Raw genomic sequence first — 18,245 nt, 5'->3', positions numbered from 1 at the left:
TGAGCGTAGTGCGGTGAAAGTCGCATGCTGCGTTCTTAGGCTTACTATTACCCATAACTAAGAAAGAGCAAGATTCCAACCTTCCGCAAGGTCGACTAATCTTTTCCATCCTCTCCACAATGTTATAGGACCAGGTTCCCCATCGTTTTTACGGGCTAAAAAGCCGCCTAGCTGAGCTATCCATTTCACGGCTTCTTTTATTGTGGGTGGTGTTTCAGGATAGTGTTTTGTATGATGTATTTTGGTATACAAGACGTTCCATTCCTCATTAGCCAATAAGAACGAACAAGGAAGATCGGGGCTTTCTCTAGCAACTAGTGTGATAAAAAAAATTCGCCATGCAATGACACTCATTATTGTAAGAAAGCGAACTAATCTATCGGCTGCACCGAGCCTGCATTCTTCAACTTTAAAACCAGATTTTAAGATTTTGTGAAAAATTTCTATCCTCCATCTTAAGCAATACCATTGTATTTTTTCTACTGCCTCTTCAAAATTATTAATGTCTATGTTGGTCAACAACATCCAATTCATAGGCTCTTCGCCCAGAGGAGGAGATTGTTCTATGACATACACTGCATTTAGTTTTAAATCAGGGAGTGTTCTGGTTTTACGTTTCACGTTATTTTTAGGAGGGTTCATCACAAAATGATCAAACCTTACTTCTAATGTTGCTGTTCTTTTAGGCTTATTATCTCGAGCAGGAATAGTGACTTGAATTTCCCCCCGACAAGGCGAACCACTCACCAAATCCCATAATTTTTCACCACTTTTTTTAGAGTAAATTGATGTCTTATTTACTGTTCTATCTTGACGTGCCCTCACTACAAAAGGACATTGATTTGTCGATGCTACTTCAAATAAATCATAAATATCTGCCTCTCTATCACAAACAGTAACCACCTTAGCATTTTTTAAATCCGGATAATTATTAGAGTGTTCGAGAGACTCGATCCAACGCATACTTTCTTTTTCCTCTATAGGAAGAGCGATATTATGACTTCTTTTTTTCAACTCCTTTACTGTCTCATCTAAAAGCGGTCTAGAACTAATTTTTTGATCCAGTAATCCTATAGGCAGGCCTTCTGTAGTTACTGCAAATGTGGTATGCATTACCAATCCATGAGTTTGAAAATTAGTTGTTTTAGAGCGAACTCTAGCTGCTATAATTCCTAATCCTTCAGTCTTTTTATGATTTTTATAAGAAATATAACTCGTATCCTGGATGGCTAAAATAGTTGGATAGTTCTTGGCTCTTTCAATAGTTTTAGTGATATGACTATCAAGGATTTTTCTTTCCGATACAGCATCATTTTGAAAAAATCTATAAGCTGCTTTACTTTGATGCCAATCGTCACATGCTCGATTTATTGAACATTCAGGGGAGTTGGCAAAGCTATCTGCTATTTTTAGAAGTCTTTTACTTAATCGTTTATCACCAAAATTAACTATTCCGAACTCACTCTCTGCCCATCCAGAAGATGAGTTATTTTGATTCCCTTTTATCATTTGCTCTCATTATCAGTCAAAATACTGCCCTTATTTATAACAGAGAGTTAAATTAAAGAAAAAGTTTTTCTTATAATTTATAGACTTATGGGTAATAGTAAGGTTCTTAGGGGACGGGATCGGGGCAACTCGATCCTGTTACCCGACCTGTCTTCTTTTTATAGGTTGATTTTATTCATTAATTTTGTACGGAAATTTATGCGAGCATGAAAATATTTTATCAAGCGCAGGACAATTGCGCGTTTGTGATTTTATGCTGAATCTACATTTCGGCTACCCAATTTACAAGTCATGCTCACCCAGCGTTAACCTACTCTGCTCTTTGCTTGTTTCCAGATAGACATCAACTCATCAAAAGTTTGTCCTTCCAAATTAATGAGTTTCATTTCATGAGCAATCATTTTGACAGCGCGGAGCCGCCGCTCAAATTTTTCCACGGTTTGTTGCAGTGTATCTTTGAGATCTAATTTACAAAATACACACAGTGAAAACACGGCATGCAATAGGTCACCTATTTCTTCCTGCAAAGCAGATGAGTTATCATTAATTCCTGCTTTTAAATGCTCATCGACTTCAATACACTCACTTTGGATTTGAGTCATAATCTGATCGGTCGTTTCCCACTGAAAACCAAATTCAGTAGCTTCATTTTCTAATGCTGCAATTTTTTCTAATAGATTCATTAATTATTTCCACGTTATTCTTGTCTACCACGTAAATATAAAACTTTTGTGTTCGATCCAGGATTGACTCGTTCTTCCGTTTCAAAAATCTCCGGTTTTCCCTTAACCAAATCACTCAGCTTTTTGAAACCATAAAGCCTGGAATCAAAGTCTGGTTTTAACTTAGTTAAATAGCCACCAAATGTTCCTATGTATGCCCAACCAGTATCATCGTATGAGTTATTTAATGCTTCTAGAATAAATTCTTTTGGAAATTCTTGTGCTGAGGGTTCATTAGCTTTTGCTTGTTTAACAGGCTGCTTTCTCTTTTTTGACTGGCTAATTAATTGATCAGGTGGTGCTACAGGGCGTAGTACTTCAGTGAAAATAAATTTATTGCAGGCATTACGAAATGCCTCTGGTGTTTTTTTTTCTCCAAATCCAAAAACTTGCAACCCTTCTTCACGAATACGGTTAGCAAGACTTGTAAAATCACTATCACTTGACACGATACAAAAACCACCAAAACGATGCGTATAAAGTAGATCCATAGCATCAATAATAAGTGCACTATCTGTTGCATTTTTTCCAGAAGTAAAAGCAAACTGCTGTACTGGTTTTATAGCGTATTTATGCAATACCTTTTTCCATTGTGCGCTAGATGGTAAGGTGAAATCGCCATAAATTCTCCTTACGATAGCATCTCCATAACCAGCAATCTCAGTTAAAAGACCATCAATAATAACTGCTCGAGCATTATCAGCATCAATAAGTACAGCTAATTTTAACGCGGCTTCATCTGTTGTAATTTTTGTCATGCTAATTGACCTGTTTTATAAATTATTTATTTTTGGAACGATAAAATTTACACTCAACACCATGACCAAGTTCATCTTTATAATATTCCATACCACACTTCTCCATTACTCGATGTGATGCACTATGTTTGAGTGGCGCAAAAGCAATAATATAATCAGAATTGATATTTATTTTACTCCATTCAAGAAGTGCCTCTAGTGCTTCAGATGCATAACCCATACCCCAAAATTTTCTTACAATAAGGTATCCAACTTCAATTTCCCCTGTTTCAATTGGCCCAAATCCACATCGTCCAATGAATTCATGAGTCACCTTATTGAATATAACAAAACCAGGCAATCCTTTATCTCCATAAAGGTTCATAATCTGTTTTATTCTTCGCTTAGTCTGCTCGCGATCTTGTGTTCCATCAGGAAAGAATTTTCTAACTTCTCGGTCTGCATGAAGCTGAGCAACTTGATCTAAGTCCTCATCCTTAATTAAACGCAAAAGCATCCTTGGTGTTTCAATTTTAATGGTCATATTGGTTCACTTATAATCCTATATTTTCTATATATTGAATTTCTTCTTGTGTAAGCTCAAAGTCATATATGTTTAAATCATTATCCATGTGTTGTTGATTTGTAGTGCCGGTTAAAGGCAATATCCCCACTTGGTTTGCAAAGCGAAATATAATTTGCGGGATGGTTTTATCATATTTTACAGCAAGTGATTGCATGTGAGGGTTTAATAAATACCGCTGATTCGCAGTGAGCAAAGAAAATCCTTGATAGATAATCTTGTTTTTTTGACTAAATGTCCTAACGTCTTGATCCCATTGTGTTATGGCGAAACATCTATTTTGTATAAACGACGGCTTTATAGAGACTTTTCTATATAGTTCTTCAACTTGTACCATATTAACGTTAGAAATGCCGAGAAACTTTACCTTTCTACTACACACCAGCTCTTCCATGGCCTGCCAAATTTCTAAATCTGCATCGATTATTCCATGAGATAGTGAAGGGCCATGAAGTATATAGGCGTCAATGTAGTCTGTCTGTAAATGTTCTAGTGAGCTTGCAAAGGATTGCTTGACCTGGTTGGTCAATGAATCAAATTCATCATAAGGTTTTCTATGATCTTGGCCATGTACAGAGGTAAATTTTGTTTGTAGAAATAAATCACTGCGTGTTTTTTGACTAGTTGTTAAAAATTGATCAATTGCATCACCCACGGCTTCTTCAAAATAATGCCTACGTTGATTGGCAGTATCAATCCCTCGAAATCCTGAGTTGAGTGCCTGGAGCACCAAACGTTTTGTGTCATCTTCTTTCCATGCTGTACCATATAAAATAGGGGGAGTGGTTGATGTGTCGTTTTGTTTTATATTCATAATGCCGCCTCCATTGGTGTCACAGCATAACCAAGCATTATCCTCCTCAAAATATAGAGGTATTTTTCGGAGGATAATGAGCTAAGGAACAAAGCCATTAATAGACCCTGTGTCAATTTTATTTTGACTTTGAGCTTTCCACAATTGAGCATAGGCACCATTTTGATTTAGTAGTTCATTGTGGGTACCTTGCTCAATAATCACACCTTTAGCGAGTACCAGAATATTATCTGCATGCGTTACTGTAGAAAGTCTATGTGCAATAATAAGTGTTGTTGTGTTGATCGATATCTGTTTGAGACAGGTCTGAATGTCTTTCTCTGTTTTCATATCCAGTGAAGATGTTGCTTCATCAAAAATAAAAATTTTAGGTTTTTTAAGCAGCATTCTAGCGATGGCCACTCGCTGTTTTTCGCCACCAGACAATTTTAATCCGCGCTCACCAACTCTGGTTTCTAACCCATCAGGCAGTTTTGCCACGAACCTGTCAAGATGTACTGCTTGTATTGCATCCGCCAATTCATCATGAGTGACATGCGGATTTCCATATATCAGGTTATTTCTTAAGGTATCATTGAATAAAGCAGTTTCCTGAGGAACAATACCGAGTATTGCTCTGAGTGATGCATGTTGGATATTGCTAATATTTTGCCCATCAATCTGAATACTCCCCGAATTCAAATCGTAAAGCCGAAAGATTAATCTTGCGAGAGTGGATTTGCCGGATCCTGAGGATCCAACGATTGCAGTAGTGGTACCGGGTTCAACTATAAAGCTAACGTCATCAAGAATTTTTCGATGTTCATTATAAGTAAAATGGACGTGATCAAATTGGATTTTTCCTTCTTTGTACTTAAGTGTTCTGGCATTGGGTTGGTCTTGAATATCGATAGGAATTTTCAGCAACTGAATCGCGGTTTGAAAACGAGCTAAATCATCTCGGGTAACACGAATTCGATAGCCTAGCATGGATAATGGCAGCATGAACATGAATAAATAGCCATGGACCAGTACAAAATCTCCGACATTCATGCTCCCTGCAATGACTCGGCTGCCAGCAAGTAAGAGCATAATAATAACACACATACCGACAATGACATTTTGCATAAGATGAATTTTTGCATCGGCATTTAATGCTCGAGTATCTGCACAGGCCTTTTCTTGTAATTTTTGAGCAGCTGTATTGATTTCATCCTGTTGGGTATTAAAATATTTCACGGTATCCGCATGCAACAGGCTTTCCACCAGATAGGCGTTTGCAGATGCATCTTCATTGTTTTGCTTCATTCTGCATTTTACAATCCATTGAGCGGTGTAATAGCTTAGCAAGATATAAGAAACCAGCATCAACAATAGAACCAATCCAAAAAAAAGATCATAAAAATAGCTCAAAAAAATCATAGCAAAAATTATTTCTATAAGAACCGGCAATATCATCACAATAGGTCGACCAATAAGATCAACAGCAGACGAGTGTGAACGTTCTATGATTGTAAGAATTTCGCCTGATTTACGTTCTCTATGAAATTTTGTGGAAAGCGCTTGTACGTGATCAAAAAGTTCTAAACAAAATTTTCTCGCCCCTTCTAATTCTACAGGAAAAGCTATTACTTGACTGAGGGTGATACAAGCTTTGGATGCACCCCAAACCGATGCATAAGTCAGAATGATGACTAAAGGGGTGCTGTTTAAAAATAGGGCATGTCCAGAGAGTGCATTAATGGCTTCTTTTAAAAAAATGGGGACACACAAATTTAGTGCAATGGAAATCAATATAAATAAGAGAGCCAAGACAACGTGAATTTTTCCTCTTAGGCTGTTCTTTGTCCAAACGCAAGGCCAAAGATAGTAGATAGTTTCTTTAATGCTGGGTAAACTTTCATTCATCATGATGCACTCTTTTGCTGCTGGCTATTCCACATGGAGTAATATAATCCCTTTTTCTCGATTAATTCTTGATGCGTTCCAGCTTCTACGATTTCTCCGTCTTGTAAAACAAGAATGTTGTCAGCATGAATAATCGTACTCAAACGATGTGCAATGACTATACTGGTGGTATGTTTTGTAACTTCCTCAATATTTTCCTGGATATTTTTTTCAGTCTGCGTGTCGAGCGATGCGGTTGCTTCATCAAATAACAAAATACTCGGGTTGCGTAATAAACATCTTGCTATTCCAATCCTCTGGCGTTCTCCTCCTGATAATTTAAAACCCCCTTCACCGATGTTGGTTTCAATTCCTTTGGGGAGGTTTTTTACCATCTCTTCCAAGTGCGCCAGTTGGATTACGTTATTGATTTCACGCTCGGAGATATTTAGAGCACCGTAGCAGAGATTAAACCTCAACGTATTGTTGAAGAGTAGAACTTCTTGTGGAACAATTCCGATTTGTTGGCGTAATGAATGCTTGCTCACAGCAGTAATATCCTGGTCATCTATGAGTATTTGTCCCTGAGTGACTTCAAATAATCCCAGCAATAATCGTGCAATCGTTGATTTACCCGATCCGCTGGGTCCCACAATAGCTGTCATCTTTGCGGGTGGAACTTCGAAGCTTACATTTTTTAAAATGGGGTGTTCTGGTTGGTAACCGAAAGTGACGTTTTTAAAGTGAACATGCGGGCCGGTAATGAATAAAGGTTTTGCATCAGGATGGTCTTGTTCAACTTCATCGGTTTGATCTAATAAATAGGCTGAATATTCTATTTTGGATAAATCATTTTTGGTATCTCGCCAACGCACACTAGCTTCGCTTAAAGGTTCAAATAACTGTAATAAATAGCCATTAATCAGGACAAAGTCACCAATTTTTAACTGTCCAATTAAAATTTGGTACCCTACTTTATAGGACAAAAAGGCAAGACCCCCCGCAATAATGAGTGTTTGTATCACCAAAAATGTACCGTTTCCACTAAATAATGCTGTATTTGCATGAACGCTTTCTTGTAAAAATTGGTCTATTTTTTTATGTTCTACGGTTTGACTGTTGTAGTATTTTACAGTTTCTGTGTTGAGTAGGCTGTCGGTAATTGCGGAACTTACATTTAATTCAGCAATGCTACAATTTTTTTGCAGGACTGTGGATTTTTTTTGAGTGAGTCCATTAAAAACAAGATAGATTCCCAAAATAATAATTAGATAGAGGCCATAGCTTAAGCCATAGAAGTGCCAAATGATTAAAAAAGCGAAGAGAATTTCTAAAAAAACAGGCACAATCCGAAACAATATGTTCGAGATAAGCATCGCGATTGCAAGCTGTGCGCGACTGATAGCGCTGGTTATTTTTCCGGTTTCCTTATCCAGATGAAATTTGTAATTTAAAGCATGAAGGTGTGCAAAGACATGAGTACTATAATCCGCAATTGTTGTACTTATGTTTACAAAAGAAAGCATCTCGCGAATTTTTTCACTGCATCTTGCCAGCATCCAGAGTAATCCATAACAGCAGATCAGCGAGATAATCATCATGCTCGATGTCCTTATCGTACCGGATAATGCAGTTACTATATCTTTAAAAAAAATGGGTACAATTAAATTTAAGGCGAGTGTTGTGAAAACCAAAAATAATGAAAATATGACCCGAAACTTTTTTTTAAAATTATTTTTCGGCCAAAAAAATGGAAAAAAATGGGATATTATCTGTAAACTCGTCAAATAGAGTCCTTATTGATTATTATCATATGATTGAGGAGGATAACATTAAATAATTTAGGAAGTAAAAAAACCGTAGACATTGAGGCAAGCGCAAAATAATTTGTGTTCAAAAAAACATACATTTGTGGAATAATATGAGTCAATCCGTAATGATATTCTATGCACGGACATGTTATTTGAAATAAAAGATTTCTTGATAATGATTGATTTTTGATAGGATAATGATTTAAATTTTTATAAAATAAATAGTGCAAAATTTTGATTGCCAAATTTTGGAGGGACTATGGAATTATTAGATGCAGTTGAGGCATTGGTGAAAAATCCACTCCTTGATACAGTGGCTTTAGAGGATTGGGTTTTAAGTAAAAGCTTGGTTGAATCATATAAAAACTCAGATACACATAAGATCAGGGAGTTAATCACTGATAAAAAGAATTTTTCGGATATGAGCCATGTGATCCCGTATCCGGATATGAGCCATGTTTTTCCAGTGACCAAATAAGGATTTAAGTGAAAGTTGTAGCGTTAGTTGGTACTGGAATTAAAACAATAGCTCATATTACAGAAGAAGCAAAAGGATATATTTCTACTTGTGATAAGGTAATCTACTTAGTTAATGAACCCTTGCTAGAGCGCTATATTCGTAAATTAGCGAAATCATCAGAGTCACTGGATGAAATATACTTTAACTCTAAATCAAGAGAAAGTGCTTATAATAATATTGCACAATATATTTATAGCGCGATAGAAGATGTACGATCATTATGTGTTGTTATATATGGTCATCCATGTGTGTTTGCTACTCCTGGCTTGCTCGCTTTGTCTATGCTTGATGATAGCATTAAAACAGTGGTGTGCCCTGGTATTTCAACTCAAGATTGTTTATATGCCGATCTTAGGTTTGATCCCGCATCTGGAGGTATCCAATCCTTTGATGCTACGGAATATCTTCTATATGATAAAGTAGTAGATCCTTCTTCTCATGTAGTAATTTACCAGATTGGTATGGTTGGAAATCTGGGTTTACCAACAAATAAAATCAATTTTGAGGCTCTTAATTTTATTAAAAAAAAATTAATCGAACTCTATAAAAAAGAAAAAAAAGCGGTTATTTACGAAGCCGCTCTTTATCCTGGTACTCATCCAAAGATATCTGAATTTGATTTAGAGCAACTTGATAGGCAAGAGTTAACAACACTGTCTACTTTGTATATTCCTCCCGATAAAATACAACGAATGCCGAGTTCTGATGCATTAAGGTTATTAAATCAAGTGGCATAGTTTAGTGGATGTATCTAATTTTTATTTAATGTGAGGGATTACAATGAGCTCAACAGTCAGCTCTTCTAAAGTAGGGTTCTCTTTTAGTGATTTACCAGTCACTTGTAAATTATTATTGGCTCTTTCTTTTATAGAGGCTATTGGAGGCGGCCTATCTTACCATATTGCGTATTTTTTTAGTGTAAGCACCAATTTTAATAAATTAAATATAGGCTTCTTAGGCTTTTCAATGGGGATTGGAGCTATTTTGGGCAGTATATGTGGTGGATACGTTACGGGAAAAGCACAAGCAAAGGGTATAATTGGGGCAAGTTTCTTACTCATGGGCGTCGCATTTGTTATTCTAGCAAAAGTGAGTTCTTTTCATTTATCTGTTGTCTTTGTATTGTTAATGGGATTTGGGATCAACTTGTTCATCACTTGCAGTAACTCATCTTTCTTGCAGATTTCAAAAAATACCAATCACAGTTTAACGATTGCCCAATCCTATAAAAATGCACTGGAAAATACTGGTGGTATTGTGGCAATGGTTTTGATAATGCTTTTAGCGCAAAATCATTTTAAATTAGCAATGACTTTGGTCGGCGTTACTTTGATATTGTTTTCAATAGTTATTTTTCTAAAATTAGAAATCAGTAATCAGGATGTGGCCGCAAAACCCAGTAATAAAGAAGAAATTGAGTCAGTCTATAGCTCGCTTATTCCAATGTTATTTTCAGTATTTTGCATCGGTTTAACTTATGGGATACAAAAAACAGTACTAGGCATTCACTTAAACGAAACAATAGGAAATTCTTTAATCATTGGATTTTTTTTCGCAACTGATCCCATTTTAATCGCATTATTTCAAGTAAAATTATCAAAAAGGATTGAGCGATTCAATAAACATATAGTTGCTTGTATCGGCTGTATTTTATTAGGGGTGTCAACGTTTGCTATGGGCCTGTCTTCTACAATACAAGGAATGTTTTGTTCGCTTTTAGTATTTACTCTTGGTGAAATGTTGTTTATGGCGTACTCCGTTGCATTATGTCATCAATATGGAAGCTCTAACCACAGTGGCCTAGGTATAGGGGCGTGGCGCAGCGCATATGCATTAGGCATGATGATTGGCCCTCTCATATCAGGAGTAGCAATGTATTATTTCAATGCCCAAAGTGCTTGGACAATATCTTCTTTGCTTTGTTTCATGAGTGCCTTCTTAGTATTTAATTCTAAAAGAGCACAGCGATTAGAAGCTGTTTATTGAGATGCATCCTTTAAAAAAAGGCGCATCTTGACAAAAAGTGTCATTGCTTAAATGATGCACTCCAGAATCATTTTTTAATAAATGATGAATGTCCGAAAGCCAATTTTTTTTATTCTCAAACCCATGGTAATAAACAAATTGAGCTTTTTTGGCTTTTTCTTCAAGAATTGTACCAGCCCATTCTTCATGATTAGAGGAAAATAGTTCTTTATATTTATTTGTAACGATTTTCATATTTTCAAGCTCAGAAATTAGAGTCGCTCTTTTTCTGGACAACCCTTGATATGGTCGAAAAATAGGATGTTGAAGCGAAAAATATACTGGATTTTTTTCAACATGTTTTTTAGGTATTAATATAGACGGTTCTGTTTTTAGCTTATAAATGTCTTTTAAAACGTAGCCTATCCATGATGCAGGCAAGAACTCATCGGTATTGGTAAACGAAAACCCATATTTTTCACCTATGAGAATTTCAAAGATATATTTAGCGGTATCTTGAATAAAAAAATCTCGTTCTAAATTTGACTTATCAAAAGCAACCCTAAAAATATGTTGATAATAGTCCCCATAGTAGGTGTAAGCATAATAATGTAGATAATACTTAAAGAAATATTTATTAATATTGATCCACTCAGGATTATTAACAATGTTATCTATCCATTTTTCAGAGAAGTAAACAATAGAGGCCCTCCATTTACTTTCAGCAGGGCAAGATTGGTAAATTCGTTTAAAAAATTCACTGTGATCATGGTATGAATTGGGGATGGTGCAATCAATTCCAGATCGAATAAGACGATTATGGCTTCTTTTGCATCCAATATTTTGTATTACAAGAGTGGTTTGTGCCCCAGCTTTTACAGACAGTATGCCATTAGGCAAGTATCGTTTAAGTGGTTTTATCTGGGTTACATGTCCAATGTTAAAAAAATCCCCTTTCTTATCTATGTAAACAGGATGCGTTTCATTTTCTGAATCACCTCTTAAGTACCATTCAAAGCACTTATCTAATACAAGACCTAATGGACAACTGTGAAATCCATAAAAGAGGTCTTTAGTAATTGGTTCTTGAGATGAAAAATTATTAAGAGTTTGAAGCTTTCCTTGGTGCGGAATATAAAAGGTTTCAGAATCACCAATTAAATCACCATATCCAAAGTTAAAAACATATAGTGGGAAATCTTTTCCTGGCGCAATTTCATCAACTAAGAAAAAAAACTCAGGATTAGAGCGTTTTACTTCCTCTCTAATTTCATCCCAACAAACTCTAGTAAAATTCCTACAAAATTCCATATTAGTCTTTTTGTTAATTAATTTGCTTTTTATTTTGAATTAAAATGCGTATTTGCCAAAGATTTTAGTGATATAAATGACAAACATATTATGCTCTAATCAAATCAAGCTTGTCAAATAAGTAAAGTACGTTGTTGTTGTCGTAATAAGGATTTTAATCATGAAGATTGTAAGTGAACAGGTTATTAATGGAGAGCGTATTGCGACTCAGGTTATTGATACAATCTTAAGCAGTACAGAACACAATCTTGTTACATTATCCGATATATTTGGGATATCTTTAAATAAGCTTGTTCTGAAAAAGGGGTTTTCAAATGATGAGATCTTAATGATTGTAAAGATAGGAAATTCTTTATTCATTAATTAATAAAATACTTTAGCCCCATTCTTTACCCAACCTATTATTTGAAACATTGATGCTGATTCAAATCGAATTTGTGGCCAGTCCGGATTGATAGGTGAGCATATAAACGTATTGTCTTCTGAGCTTATTTTTCTAAATAAGTTCTCTTCTGTAGCGTTAATATGAATCAGTACTAAATCGCAGTGGTTCTGTTTTTCTTTACAGAAAGTAACTAGGTCACCTGCATTATAAATAGGAGACATACTTTTATCGTGCACAATAAAAGCAAAATCATCATGCGTTATGTTGTCTTGAATTGATGAAGGTATTGGGAGGTAACCTTCAATTTTAGATGAGGCATTGATTATAGGGATCGTTTGGAAGGGATGATCCTTCATAGGTTTGTGGTCAATATCTAAAAATAATAACCATGTTGGAGAAACACCCAATGCACTACCGAGTATTTCTGCATCTTTAAACCTGGGCGTTCTTGTTCCTCGTTCCCAATTACTAATTCGTTGCGCTGAAAAACCAGTGACTTCAGCCAACTGCACTGCAGTGAATTTTTTGTTTTTTCGCGACTCTTTAATTCTTAACCCTATTTTTAATTTTATATCCATATAAATACCTTGCAAAATAAACATAATTGTTTATTATAAACGTTATCGTTTATATTTGTGTGTATTGTTTACCTAGCGTTTATTATACACATAAGTTGAATGAACAGTAACAAATAAACAAACCGATTTAGATAAAAAAATATGTTTAGGCGTTTTCTGTAGCTATCTACAGAATAAGTTGAAAAGGAGTATTCGTTGTGGAAAATAACTTTAGGCTACAAATCTGTAAGAACATCATTAATTATCTATTAGAGTCAACTAACTATACTCTAAAAGACATTGCTGCTTTACTAAATTGCTCAATAAGACAATTACGTTCTATTTATTTCGATGAGTTAATGCCAACTAATCTATATTGCGAACGGGATCTTGTGAGGCTTTATCATTTAATTCTTGAACTCAATACTAATAAATATGTGCACCAGGGTTATAAATGGGGTTGCTTATGAATACTTTTAATATTGAAGAGGCTTCAAAGTTTCTAGGCGCCCACAGGGAAACTATCCGACGAATGGCTGCATCAGGTGAACTACCTGGAGTAAAGATAGGGCGAGGTTGGCGTTTTATAGAACAAGATCTTGCGATGTATATGCGAAACAAGTACTCTACTTGCGATGCATCGTGGGGTGTCGATATAGGAGATAATAAATGGCACTCACGAAAAAAAATGGGTTTTGGTGGATCGACGTCACCTTCGGTGACAAGCGTATACGCAGAAGCACTAGGACTAAAGTAAAACAACAAGCGCAACAATTCCATGATAATTTTCTACAAGATCTATGGAGTAACAAGCATACCAAATTACCCCAACAGAAATCGTGGGTAGATGCTGTTGTGCGATGGTTAGAGGAATCAGCGCATAAACGAAGTTTAGTTACGGATAAATTTCATTTGGCCTTTCTGGACCCTTATCTTGGCCAGAAAACGTTAGATGAAATTAACGCCGAATTAATTGAATTTATTGCGCAAGAAAAAGAGCGGACTAATGTTACTCCAACGACGGTCAACCGAATGTTGGAAATTATACGTGCTATTTTAAACAAAGCTCATAAGGAATGGCAGTGGATAAACACCATGCCATTATTCAGAATGAGAAAAGTTGAAAATAAACGTATACGTTGGTTGAGTAGGGGACAGGCTAATAAATTGATTCAGGAGCTACCAAATCATTTGAAAGATATGGCAGCTTTTACTTTGGCAACTGGTTTACGCCAATCTAATGTTACTCAATTGCAGTGGAGTGAAGTGGATTTAATTAGAAAACATGCACTCATTCACCCTGATCAATCTAAAACAAAGAAGGCTATCCCTGTTCCTTTAAACTCTCAGGCAATTGTCATTATAGAAAAACAAGTGGGCTTACATCCCACATTTGTATTTACCTATTTTGGTAAGCCTGTTACGCGATGTAATAATCATGCTTGGCAAAAAGCGTTGATTCGGGCAGGAATCAAAGATTTTCGCTGGCATGACTTGCGTCACACTTGGGCAAGTTGGCATGTGCAAAATGGTACCTCATTGCAAGAATTACAGCAATTAGGTGGATGGTCAGAATATGAAATGGTGTTACGTTACGCGCATCTTTCAAGTGACCATTTAAAGGTGGCAGCGGAAAGAATTACAAAAAATTCTGGCACGTTTTCGTCACTGTAACTTGGTTTTTACGGCACGTTTCGATCCAGGCAACCGTTAACTACCTGATTTTAAAGGGTTTAAATGGTGCGCTCGGAGGGACTCGAACCCCCGACACCTTGGTTCGAAGCCAAGTACTCTATCCAGCTGAGCTACGAGCGCAATGGGGTGTGGATGAACATTTTATATATTTCTGGTCTGTTTATGCAGGAGGGAGACCAGAATGGTGGGCCGTATAGGATTCGAACCTATGACACAGAGGTTAAAAGCCTCCTGCTCTACCACCTGAGCTAACGGCCCTTTCAGGGTATAACCAGCAAAATACAATAGTTGATGGTATAGGTTTATTAAAAACTGGTGGGCCGTATAGGATTCGAACCTATGACACAGAGGTTAAAAGCCTCCTGCTCTACCACCTGAGCTAACGGCCCTAAAGAGGCTGAAATCATACCGGATTAGAGCAGAATTTCAAGTCTTTTTAGAGATTATTTTTTGTTTAACAAACAAGATGTGTTATTTATATGCTTTTTTCAAACAAGGAATTATTATTCCTGACAGTTAGATTATCTTCTGTAGCTAAAATTAACCAGTTTTGATCTTGAACTTTATCTTTGAGAGATTGTAAGTCTCTTTTATCGGTAAGAATTAACAAAGTATCAGCTCCTAAAGCACCACAGCCTTTTATTGCCAAGGTTTCCGGATAAGATTTTATAGACTGAATAAGAGGCAGACTATGTTGACTCACCAGATTTAATTCCGTCAATTTTTGAGCATATAAGTTAATACATTGGATTAAATGGTGGCTACGAGCCAAATCAAAAGCTTCTTTTGCTTTGATAACCAAAGAGGCGAGGTAATCTATTTGAGATGGTAGGGTGACTTCTTGAAGATGATGATGTGTCGCCAATTTGTTGCCGGTGTGAATGATCAAGAAGGATAAATCTTTGAATGGCCAGGAGAACGAATTAACCTGATTTTTTTGTTTATCAATGTAAACACAACCTTGCTGTGACTGAGCAATCACATCATAACCACTGGGTCTTAACCCCAACCCCGACCAGGACGATTGGTAATAGGCCTCAAGCATATGGTTTAATTGAGGGGTAATCTCTTGCAGTGAACAAGTTGCCAAATAACAGGCTAAAAATTGCGCGCTGGATGCGCCCAGGCCGCCTTGGCCATGATAAGGGTCTTGCCAGGATAGGCCAAAGGGATGGCATTGATTTTTTTGCCACCATAATCCTGCAGGTGACTCCGGATGAATTCCTTCTAATTTTGCATTTTCAGTTAATGTAAGAGTAAAGCAAGGGCTTGTCGTTAATAGGATAGCTGGTTCTCCCGCAATGGCAGCGTATTCTCCTAGTAAAAATGTTTTAGCGGGAATTTGCCATTTCATACTGCAACAGGAGCTTGTCGGATTTCAGCTAATAGGTCATAAGCGTTATTCAAGCTGACTCGTTTGTTCAGGTTAAGCCATTCTTGCAATTTTTCTTTGAGCACGGGCATTTCATTTTCATTAGCCCCTGCAACTAATAGCAAATTATCAATATGCAATTTCATATGGCCTTGAATGATCCCGTCAGTGCATAAAGCTTTGAGTGCGCCAAGATTTTGCACTAGTCCAACTGCTGCGATGACTTGGGAGAGTTGATTGGCAGAAGTGATATCCATCATTCGTAAACACATTTTAGCCGTGGGGTGTAAAGAGGTTACGCCTCCAACAGTACCTACTATGATAGGAGCAGTTAACTCTCCTGTGAGTATTTCATTTTGATACCGCCAGCGAGTAATTGCTTTGTATTGTCCCGAACGTGCCGCATAGGCGTGTATTCCAGCTTCCACAGCTCGCCAATCATTCCCTGTAGCAATTAAAACCGGATCAATTCCATTCATAACCCCTTTATTATGGGTAGCAGCGCGATAGGGATCTATTTCTGCAAAGAGTGAGGCCTCTTGCAATTTTTGACCGAGGATGGGGTCAATATTACGAATGATGACTTGAGCGGTCGTTAATTTTTGATCATTTAAGTTCGATAAAATACACATGGTGACTTCTTCACCAGTTATTTGTTCTATGGGTTGTTTTAAATATTCAAGTACTTGATTGATGATATTGGCACCCATAGCATCGCAGCTGTTCATCGTCAAATGAATTACTGCCATATCTTGTCCATCGTCTCTCTTTAAATGACGTACTTGCAAATCCGTAACACCGCCGCCTCGTTTGACCATATTGGCGGCAACGTCTTTATTCGCTATTTCTATAAAATATTGACGATTTTTATTAAAGAGGTCAGAGAATCTTTGAAAGTCCTTTATTTTTGCCAGTTGAATTTGCCCAAGAATACATTCTCCGTGAACCCAGGTATTGATTTCACCATGCTGCCTAATCCATTTCGCTGATTTGGAAAGAGCAGCAATAATAGAGGTTTCTTCCACTGCCAAAGGTATTACATAATCACGTCCATCAATATTAAAATTAGTAGCCACACCCAATGGAAGCTGAAAATATCCAATCACATTTTCAATCAATTTGTCGGCCAAGTTTAAATCTTTAATACCACCTTGTTTAAGAAATGTTATGTCTTCATGAGTCAAGGCACCTAAAGCGCATAACCTTTGAAAGCGCTCTTCACGTGATAACTTTGAGAATCCGCGAAATAATTCACCGGCATTAGCAGCTATGGACATGCCTTCTCCTTTAAATCATCAAGAACTCGGCTGCCAGTACAAAACATAGCAGTTTTCAATTCATATTCAATTGTATTCATTTGGGTCAGTACTTGCCCGGTTGAGCCCAAAGCCGCTTCAAGCATGGGTTTCGCGAAGCCGACTGTGGTAGCACCGAGCGCAAACAGTTTTGCAGCATCCAAACCATTTCTTACGCCGCCAGAACCCCAAATTTCGAAAGAGGGATTAAGGCTAATGGCGTTACGAGTGCTTTGTAAAGTATCAATGCCCCAATTTCGAAAAGTATCAGCAGTTCGTTGTCTTATCGGATCCTTGTTTGCCCGATGTCCTTCAATTCGCCCCCAATGCGTACCCCCCACACCACTGATTTCAACAGCGGCAACACCTATATTATTTAACCGGAGCAGCGTATTTTTTGAAAAACCACAACCAGTTTCTTTTATTATAACTGGAGAAGCAATCTTTTTGACTAACGCTTCCAATGCTGTCCAGCACCCTTGAAAATTAGTTGTCCCTTCAGGTTGAATACACTCTTGTAATGGATTGCAATGAATAATCAATGCTTCAGCTTGCAATGTATCAATTAAGCGCTGGATTGCAGAAATTGGAGTGTCAATTAACTGAGCGATTCCCAGATTACTGAACAGGCTGACCATGGGGAAATCACGACGGAGTGGCGTCCACTCAAATGCGGCTTGTTTATCGGTTAATTCTCTGCGTTGTGAGCCAACGCCCATTGCCCATTTTGTTTTTGAGCACGCTTCCATTAATCGATAGTTAATTTCTAGAGCATTGGAATGGCCTGCTGTCATTGAACTGATAATAAATGGTTTTTCAACCGGTTTTTTAAACCGGATGCTTTGTATGGAAATGTCTTTAAAATCAAGGTCAGGTAAGGCTTCATGCACCAAAGAAAAATGATCAAAGGGATTTAATTCGCTGCTTTGATTGGCTGGCATTAAGGCCAGTTCTATGTGATCGCGCTTACGCTGTTCAAATTGGCTGTATTCGTTTTGCATGCCTGAATTTACTTTTGAAAAATAGCGTCAATTTTAGCATAAAATCATGAAATAGACCATTGCATTTCTATTCAACACAGTGATTTATTTGGTATCATTAAT

Annotated in this window: 18 protein-coding genes and 3 tRNA genes; 6 read left to right on the top strand and 15 right to left on the bottom strand. The window is 36.9% G+C overall.

Annotation, left to right across the window (positions count from 1 at the left end; all coding sequences use genetic code 11):
* Positions 1 to 57: 57 nt before the first annotated feature.
* The 7 genes from LPG_RS10395 to LPG_RS10365 form a co-directional block, all read right to left on the bottom strand.
* Positions 58 to 1,509 carry an IS4-like element ISLpn5 family transposase gene (locus LPG_RS10395; protein ID WP_010947782.1) on the bottom strand — a complete coding sequence of 484 codons (1,452 nt, stop codon included), beginning with the start codon at positions 1,507 to 1,509 and terminating at the stop codon, positions 58 to 60.
* A 305-nt stretch (positions 1,510 to 1,814) separates the two neighbouring features.
* The gene (locus LPG_RS10390) at positions 1,815 to 2,192 is read right to left on the bottom strand and encodes a MazG nucleotide pyrophosphohydrolase domain-containing protein (RefSeq protein WP_010947781.1); all 378 of its coding nucleotides are present in this window, start codon (positions 2,190 to 2,192) and stop codon (positions 1,815 to 1,817) included.
* Positions 2,193 to 2,206: 14 nt separating this feature from the next.
* Entirely contained in the window at positions 2,207 to 2,989 is a 783-nt protein-coding gene (locus LPG_RS10385) for an NYN domain-containing protein (protein WP_010947780.1), read from the bottom strand.
* 22 nt (positions 2,990 to 3,011) lie between these two features.
* On the bottom strand, positions 3,012 to 3,512 hold the full coding sequence (locus LPG_RS10380) for a GNAT family N-acetyltransferase (RefSeq protein WP_010947779.1): 501 nt from the start codon (positions 3,510 to 3,512) through the stop codon (positions 3,012 to 3,014).
* Between the two features lie 10 nt (positions 3,513 to 3,522).
* Positions 3,523 to 4,365 (bottom strand): aldo/keto reductase family protein, encoded by an 843-nt coding sequence (locus tag LPG_RS10375; protein WP_010947778.1) that lies wholly within the window; start codon positions 4,363 to 4,365, stop codon positions 3,523 to 3,525.
* 81 nt (positions 4,366 to 4,446) lie between these two features.
* Positions 4,447 to 6,255, bottom strand: a complete 1,809-nt coding sequence (locus LPG_RS10370; protein ID WP_010947777.1) for an ABCB family ABC transporter ATP-binding protein/permease — start codon at positions 6,253 to 6,255, stop codon at positions 4,447 to 4,449.
* A complete protein-coding gene (locus LPG_RS10365; RefSeq protein ID WP_010947776.1) occupies positions 6,252 to 8,018 on the bottom strand; it encodes an ABCB family ABC transporter ATP-binding protein/permease in 1,767 nt (588 codons plus the stop codon). The genes LPG_RS10370 and LPG_RS10365 overlap by 4 nt, the downstream gene beginning before the upstream one ends.
* A 283-nt stretch (positions 8,019 to 8,301) precedes the next feature.
* On the opposite strand from LPG_RS10365, the gene LPG_RS10360 reads away from it, so the two are divergent.
* From LPG_RS10360 to LPG_RS10350, 3 genes are read left to right on the top strand one after another with little or no spacing between them, the layout of a single operon-like run.
* A complete protein-coding gene (locus LPG_RS10360; RefSeq protein ID WP_015444251.1) occupies positions 8,302 to 8,520 on the top strand; it encodes a hypothetical protein in 219 nt (72 codons plus the stop codon).
* Between the two features lie 8 nt (positions 8,521 to 8,528).
* Positions 8,529 to 9,299 (top strand): SAM-dependent methyltransferase, encoded by a 771-nt coding sequence (locus tag LPG_RS10355; protein WP_010947775.1) that lies wholly within the window; start codon positions 8,529 to 8,531, stop codon positions 9,297 to 9,299.
* A 43-nt stretch (positions 9,300 to 9,342) separates the two neighbouring features.
* Positions 9,343 to 10,548, top strand: coding sequence for an MFS transporter (locus LPG_RS10350; protein ID WP_010947774.1), 1,206 nt, complete (start codon positions 9,343 to 9,345; stop codon positions 10,546 to 10,548).
* On the opposite strand, the gene LPG_RS10345 is transcribed toward LPG_RS10350, so the two are convergent.
* Positions 10,531 to 11,838: a hypothetical protein gene (locus LPG_RS10345; RefSeq protein ID WP_010947773.1), complete on the bottom strand. Its 1,308-nt coding sequence runs from the start codon at positions 11,836 to 11,838 to the stop codon at positions 10,531 to 10,533. The two genes, LPG_RS10350 and LPG_RS10345, sit on opposite strands and share 18 nt — an antisense overlap.
* Before the next feature lie 160 nt (positions 11,839 to 11,998).
* On the opposite strand from LPG_RS10345, the gene LPG_RS10340 reads away from it, so the two are divergent.
* Positions 11,999 to 12,205, top strand: a complete 207-nt coding sequence (locus LPG_RS10340; RefSeq protein ID WP_021436844.1) for a hypothetical protein — start codon at positions 11,999 to 12,001, stop codon at positions 12,203 to 12,205.
* On the opposite strand, the gene LPG_RS10335 is transcribed toward LPG_RS10340, so the two are convergent.
* Positions 12,202 to 12,801, bottom strand: coding sequence for a helix-turn-helix domain-containing protein (locus tag LPG_RS10335; RefSeq protein ID WP_015444252.1), 600 nt, complete (start codon positions 12,799 to 12,801; stop codon positions 12,202 to 12,204). The two genes, LPG_RS10340 and LPG_RS10335, sit on opposite strands and share 4 nt — an antisense overlap.
* Positions 12,802 to 13,246: 445 nt before the next feature.
* Between LPG_RS10335 and LPG_RS10330 the strand changes: the two genes are divergently transcribed.
* Both LPG_RS10330 and LPG_RS10325 read left to right on the top strand, forming a co-directional pair.
* The gene (locus LPG_RS10330) at positions 13,247 to 13,537 is read left to right on the top strand and encodes a helix-turn-helix domain-containing protein (protein WP_025862379.1); all 291 of its coding nucleotides are present in this window, start codon (positions 13,247 to 13,249) and stop codon (positions 13,535 to 13,537) included.
* Positions 13,450 to 14,454: a tyrosine-type recombinase/integrase gene (locus tag LPG_RS10325; protein WP_010947770.1), complete on the top strand. Its 1,005-nt coding sequence runs from the start codon at positions 13,450 to 13,452 to the stop codon at positions 14,452 to 14,454. The genes LPG_RS10330 and LPG_RS10325 overlap by 88 nt, the downstream gene beginning before the upstream one ends.
* Positions 14,455 to 14,518: 64 nt before the next feature.
* Here LPG_RS10325 and LPG_RS10320 read toward each other — a convergent pair.
* From LPG_RS10320 to fni, 6 genes are all read right to left on the bottom strand, one after another.
* Positions 14,519 to 14,595 (bottom strand) — tRNA-Arg (locus LPG_RS10320).
* 62 nt (positions 14,596 to 14,657) lie between these two features.
* A tRNA-Lys gene (locus tag LPG_RS10315) sits at positions 14,658 to 14,733 on the bottom strand.
* 55 nt (positions 14,734 to 14,788) lie between these two features.
* Positions 14,789 to 14,864, bottom strand: a tRNA-Lys gene (locus tag LPG_RS10310).
* Between the two features lie 86 nt (positions 14,865 to 14,950).
* On the bottom strand, positions 14,951 to 15,829 hold the full coding sequence (locus LPG_RS10305) for a mevalonate kinase family protein (RefSeq protein ID WP_010947769.1): 879 nt from the start codon (positions 15,827 to 15,829) through the stop codon (positions 14,951 to 14,953).
* Entirely contained in the window at positions 15,826 to 17,124 is a 1,299-nt protein-coding gene (locus LPG_RS10300; RefSeq protein ID WP_010947768.1) for a hydroxymethylglutaryl-CoA reductase, degradative, read from the bottom strand. The genes LPG_RS10305 and LPG_RS10300 overlap by 4 nt, the downstream gene beginning before the upstream one ends.
* Entirely contained in the window at positions 17,115 to 18,143 is a 1,029-nt protein-coding gene (gene fni, locus LPG_RS10295; RefSeq protein WP_010947767.1) for a type 2 isopentenyl-diphosphate Delta-isomerase, read from the bottom strand. Before fni ends, LPG_RS10300 begins: the two co-directional genes overlap by 10 nt.
* Positions 18,144 to 18,245 lie beyond the last annotated feature (102 nt).

The sequence above is a fragment of the Legionella pneumophila subsp. pneumophila str. Philadelphia 1 genome, assembly GCF_000008485.1.
In the GTDB taxonomy this organism is placed as follows: domain Bacteria; phylum Pseudomonadota; class Gammaproteobacteria; order Legionellales; family Legionellaceae; genus Legionella; species Legionella pneumophila.
The sequence above is the reverse complement of the archived record's forward strand: the minus strand, read 5'-3'. Positions and strand labels throughout refer to the sequence as shown.

Excerpts from the sequence above, each read along its gene's own strand:
- LPG_RS10395 (WP_010947782.1), bottom strand. The coding sequence starts at position 1,509 with ATGATAAAAGGGAATCAAAATAACTCATCTTCTGGATGGGCAGAGAGT.
- LPG_RS10390 (WP_010947781.1), bottom strand. The coding sequence starts at position 2,192 with ATGAATCTATTAGAAAAAATTGCAGCATTAGAAAATGAAGCTACTGAA.
- LPG_RS10385 (WP_010947780.1), bottom strand. The coding sequence starts at position 2,989 with ATGACAAAAATTACAACAGATGAAGCCGCGTTAAAATTAGCTGTACTT.
- LPG_RS10380 (WP_010947779.1), bottom strand. The coding sequence starts at position 3,512 with ATGACCATTAAAATTGAAACACCAAGGATGCTTTTGCGTTTAATTAAG.
- LPG_RS10375 (WP_010947778.1), bottom strand. The coding sequence starts at position 4,365 with ATGAATATAAAACAAAACGACACATCAACCACTCCCCCTATTTTATAT.
- LPG_RS10370 (WP_010947777.1), bottom strand. The coding sequence starts at position 6,255 with ATGATGAATGAAAGTTTACCCAGCATTAAAGAAACTATCTACTATCTT.
- LPG_RS10360 (WP_015444251.1), top strand. The coding sequence starts at position 8,302 with ATGGAATTATTAGATGCAGTTGAGGCATTGGTGAAAAATCCACTCCTT.
- LPG_RS10350 (WP_010947774.1), top strand. The coding sequence starts at position 9,343 with ATGAGCTCAACAGTCAGCTCTTCTAAAGTAGGGTTCTCTTTTAGTGAT.
- LPG_RS10345 (WP_010947773.1), bottom strand. The coding sequence starts at position 11,838 with ATGGAATTTTGTAGGAATTTTACTAGAGTTTGTTGGGATGAAATTAGA.
- LPG_RS10340 (WP_021436844.1), top strand. The coding sequence starts at position 11,999 with ATGAAGATTGTAAGTGAACAGGTTATTAATGGAGAGCGTATTGCGACT.
- LPG_RS10335 (WP_015444252.1), bottom strand. The coding sequence starts at position 12,801 with ATGGATATAAAATTAAAAATAGGGTTAAGAATTAAAGAGTCGCGAAAA.
- LPG_RS10330 (WP_025862379.1), top strand. The coding sequence starts at position 13,247 with ATGAATACTTTTAATATTGAAGAGGCTTCAAAGTTTCTAGGCGCCCAC.
- LPG_RS10325 (WP_010947770.1), top strand. The coding sequence starts at position 13,450 with ATGGCACTCACGAAAAAAAATGGGTTTTGGTGGATCGACGTCACCTTC.
- LPG_RS10305 (WP_010947769.1), bottom strand. The coding sequence starts at position 15,829 with ATGAAATGGCAAATTCCCGCTAAAACATTTTTACTAGGAGAATACGCT.
- LPG_RS10300 (WP_010947768.1), bottom strand. The coding sequence starts at position 17,124 with ATGTCCATAGCTGCTAATGCCGGTGAATTATTTCGCGGATTCTCAAAG.
- fni (WP_010947767.1), bottom strand. The coding sequence starts at position 18,143 with ATGCAAAACGAATACAGCCAATTTGAACAGCGTAAGCGCGATCACATA.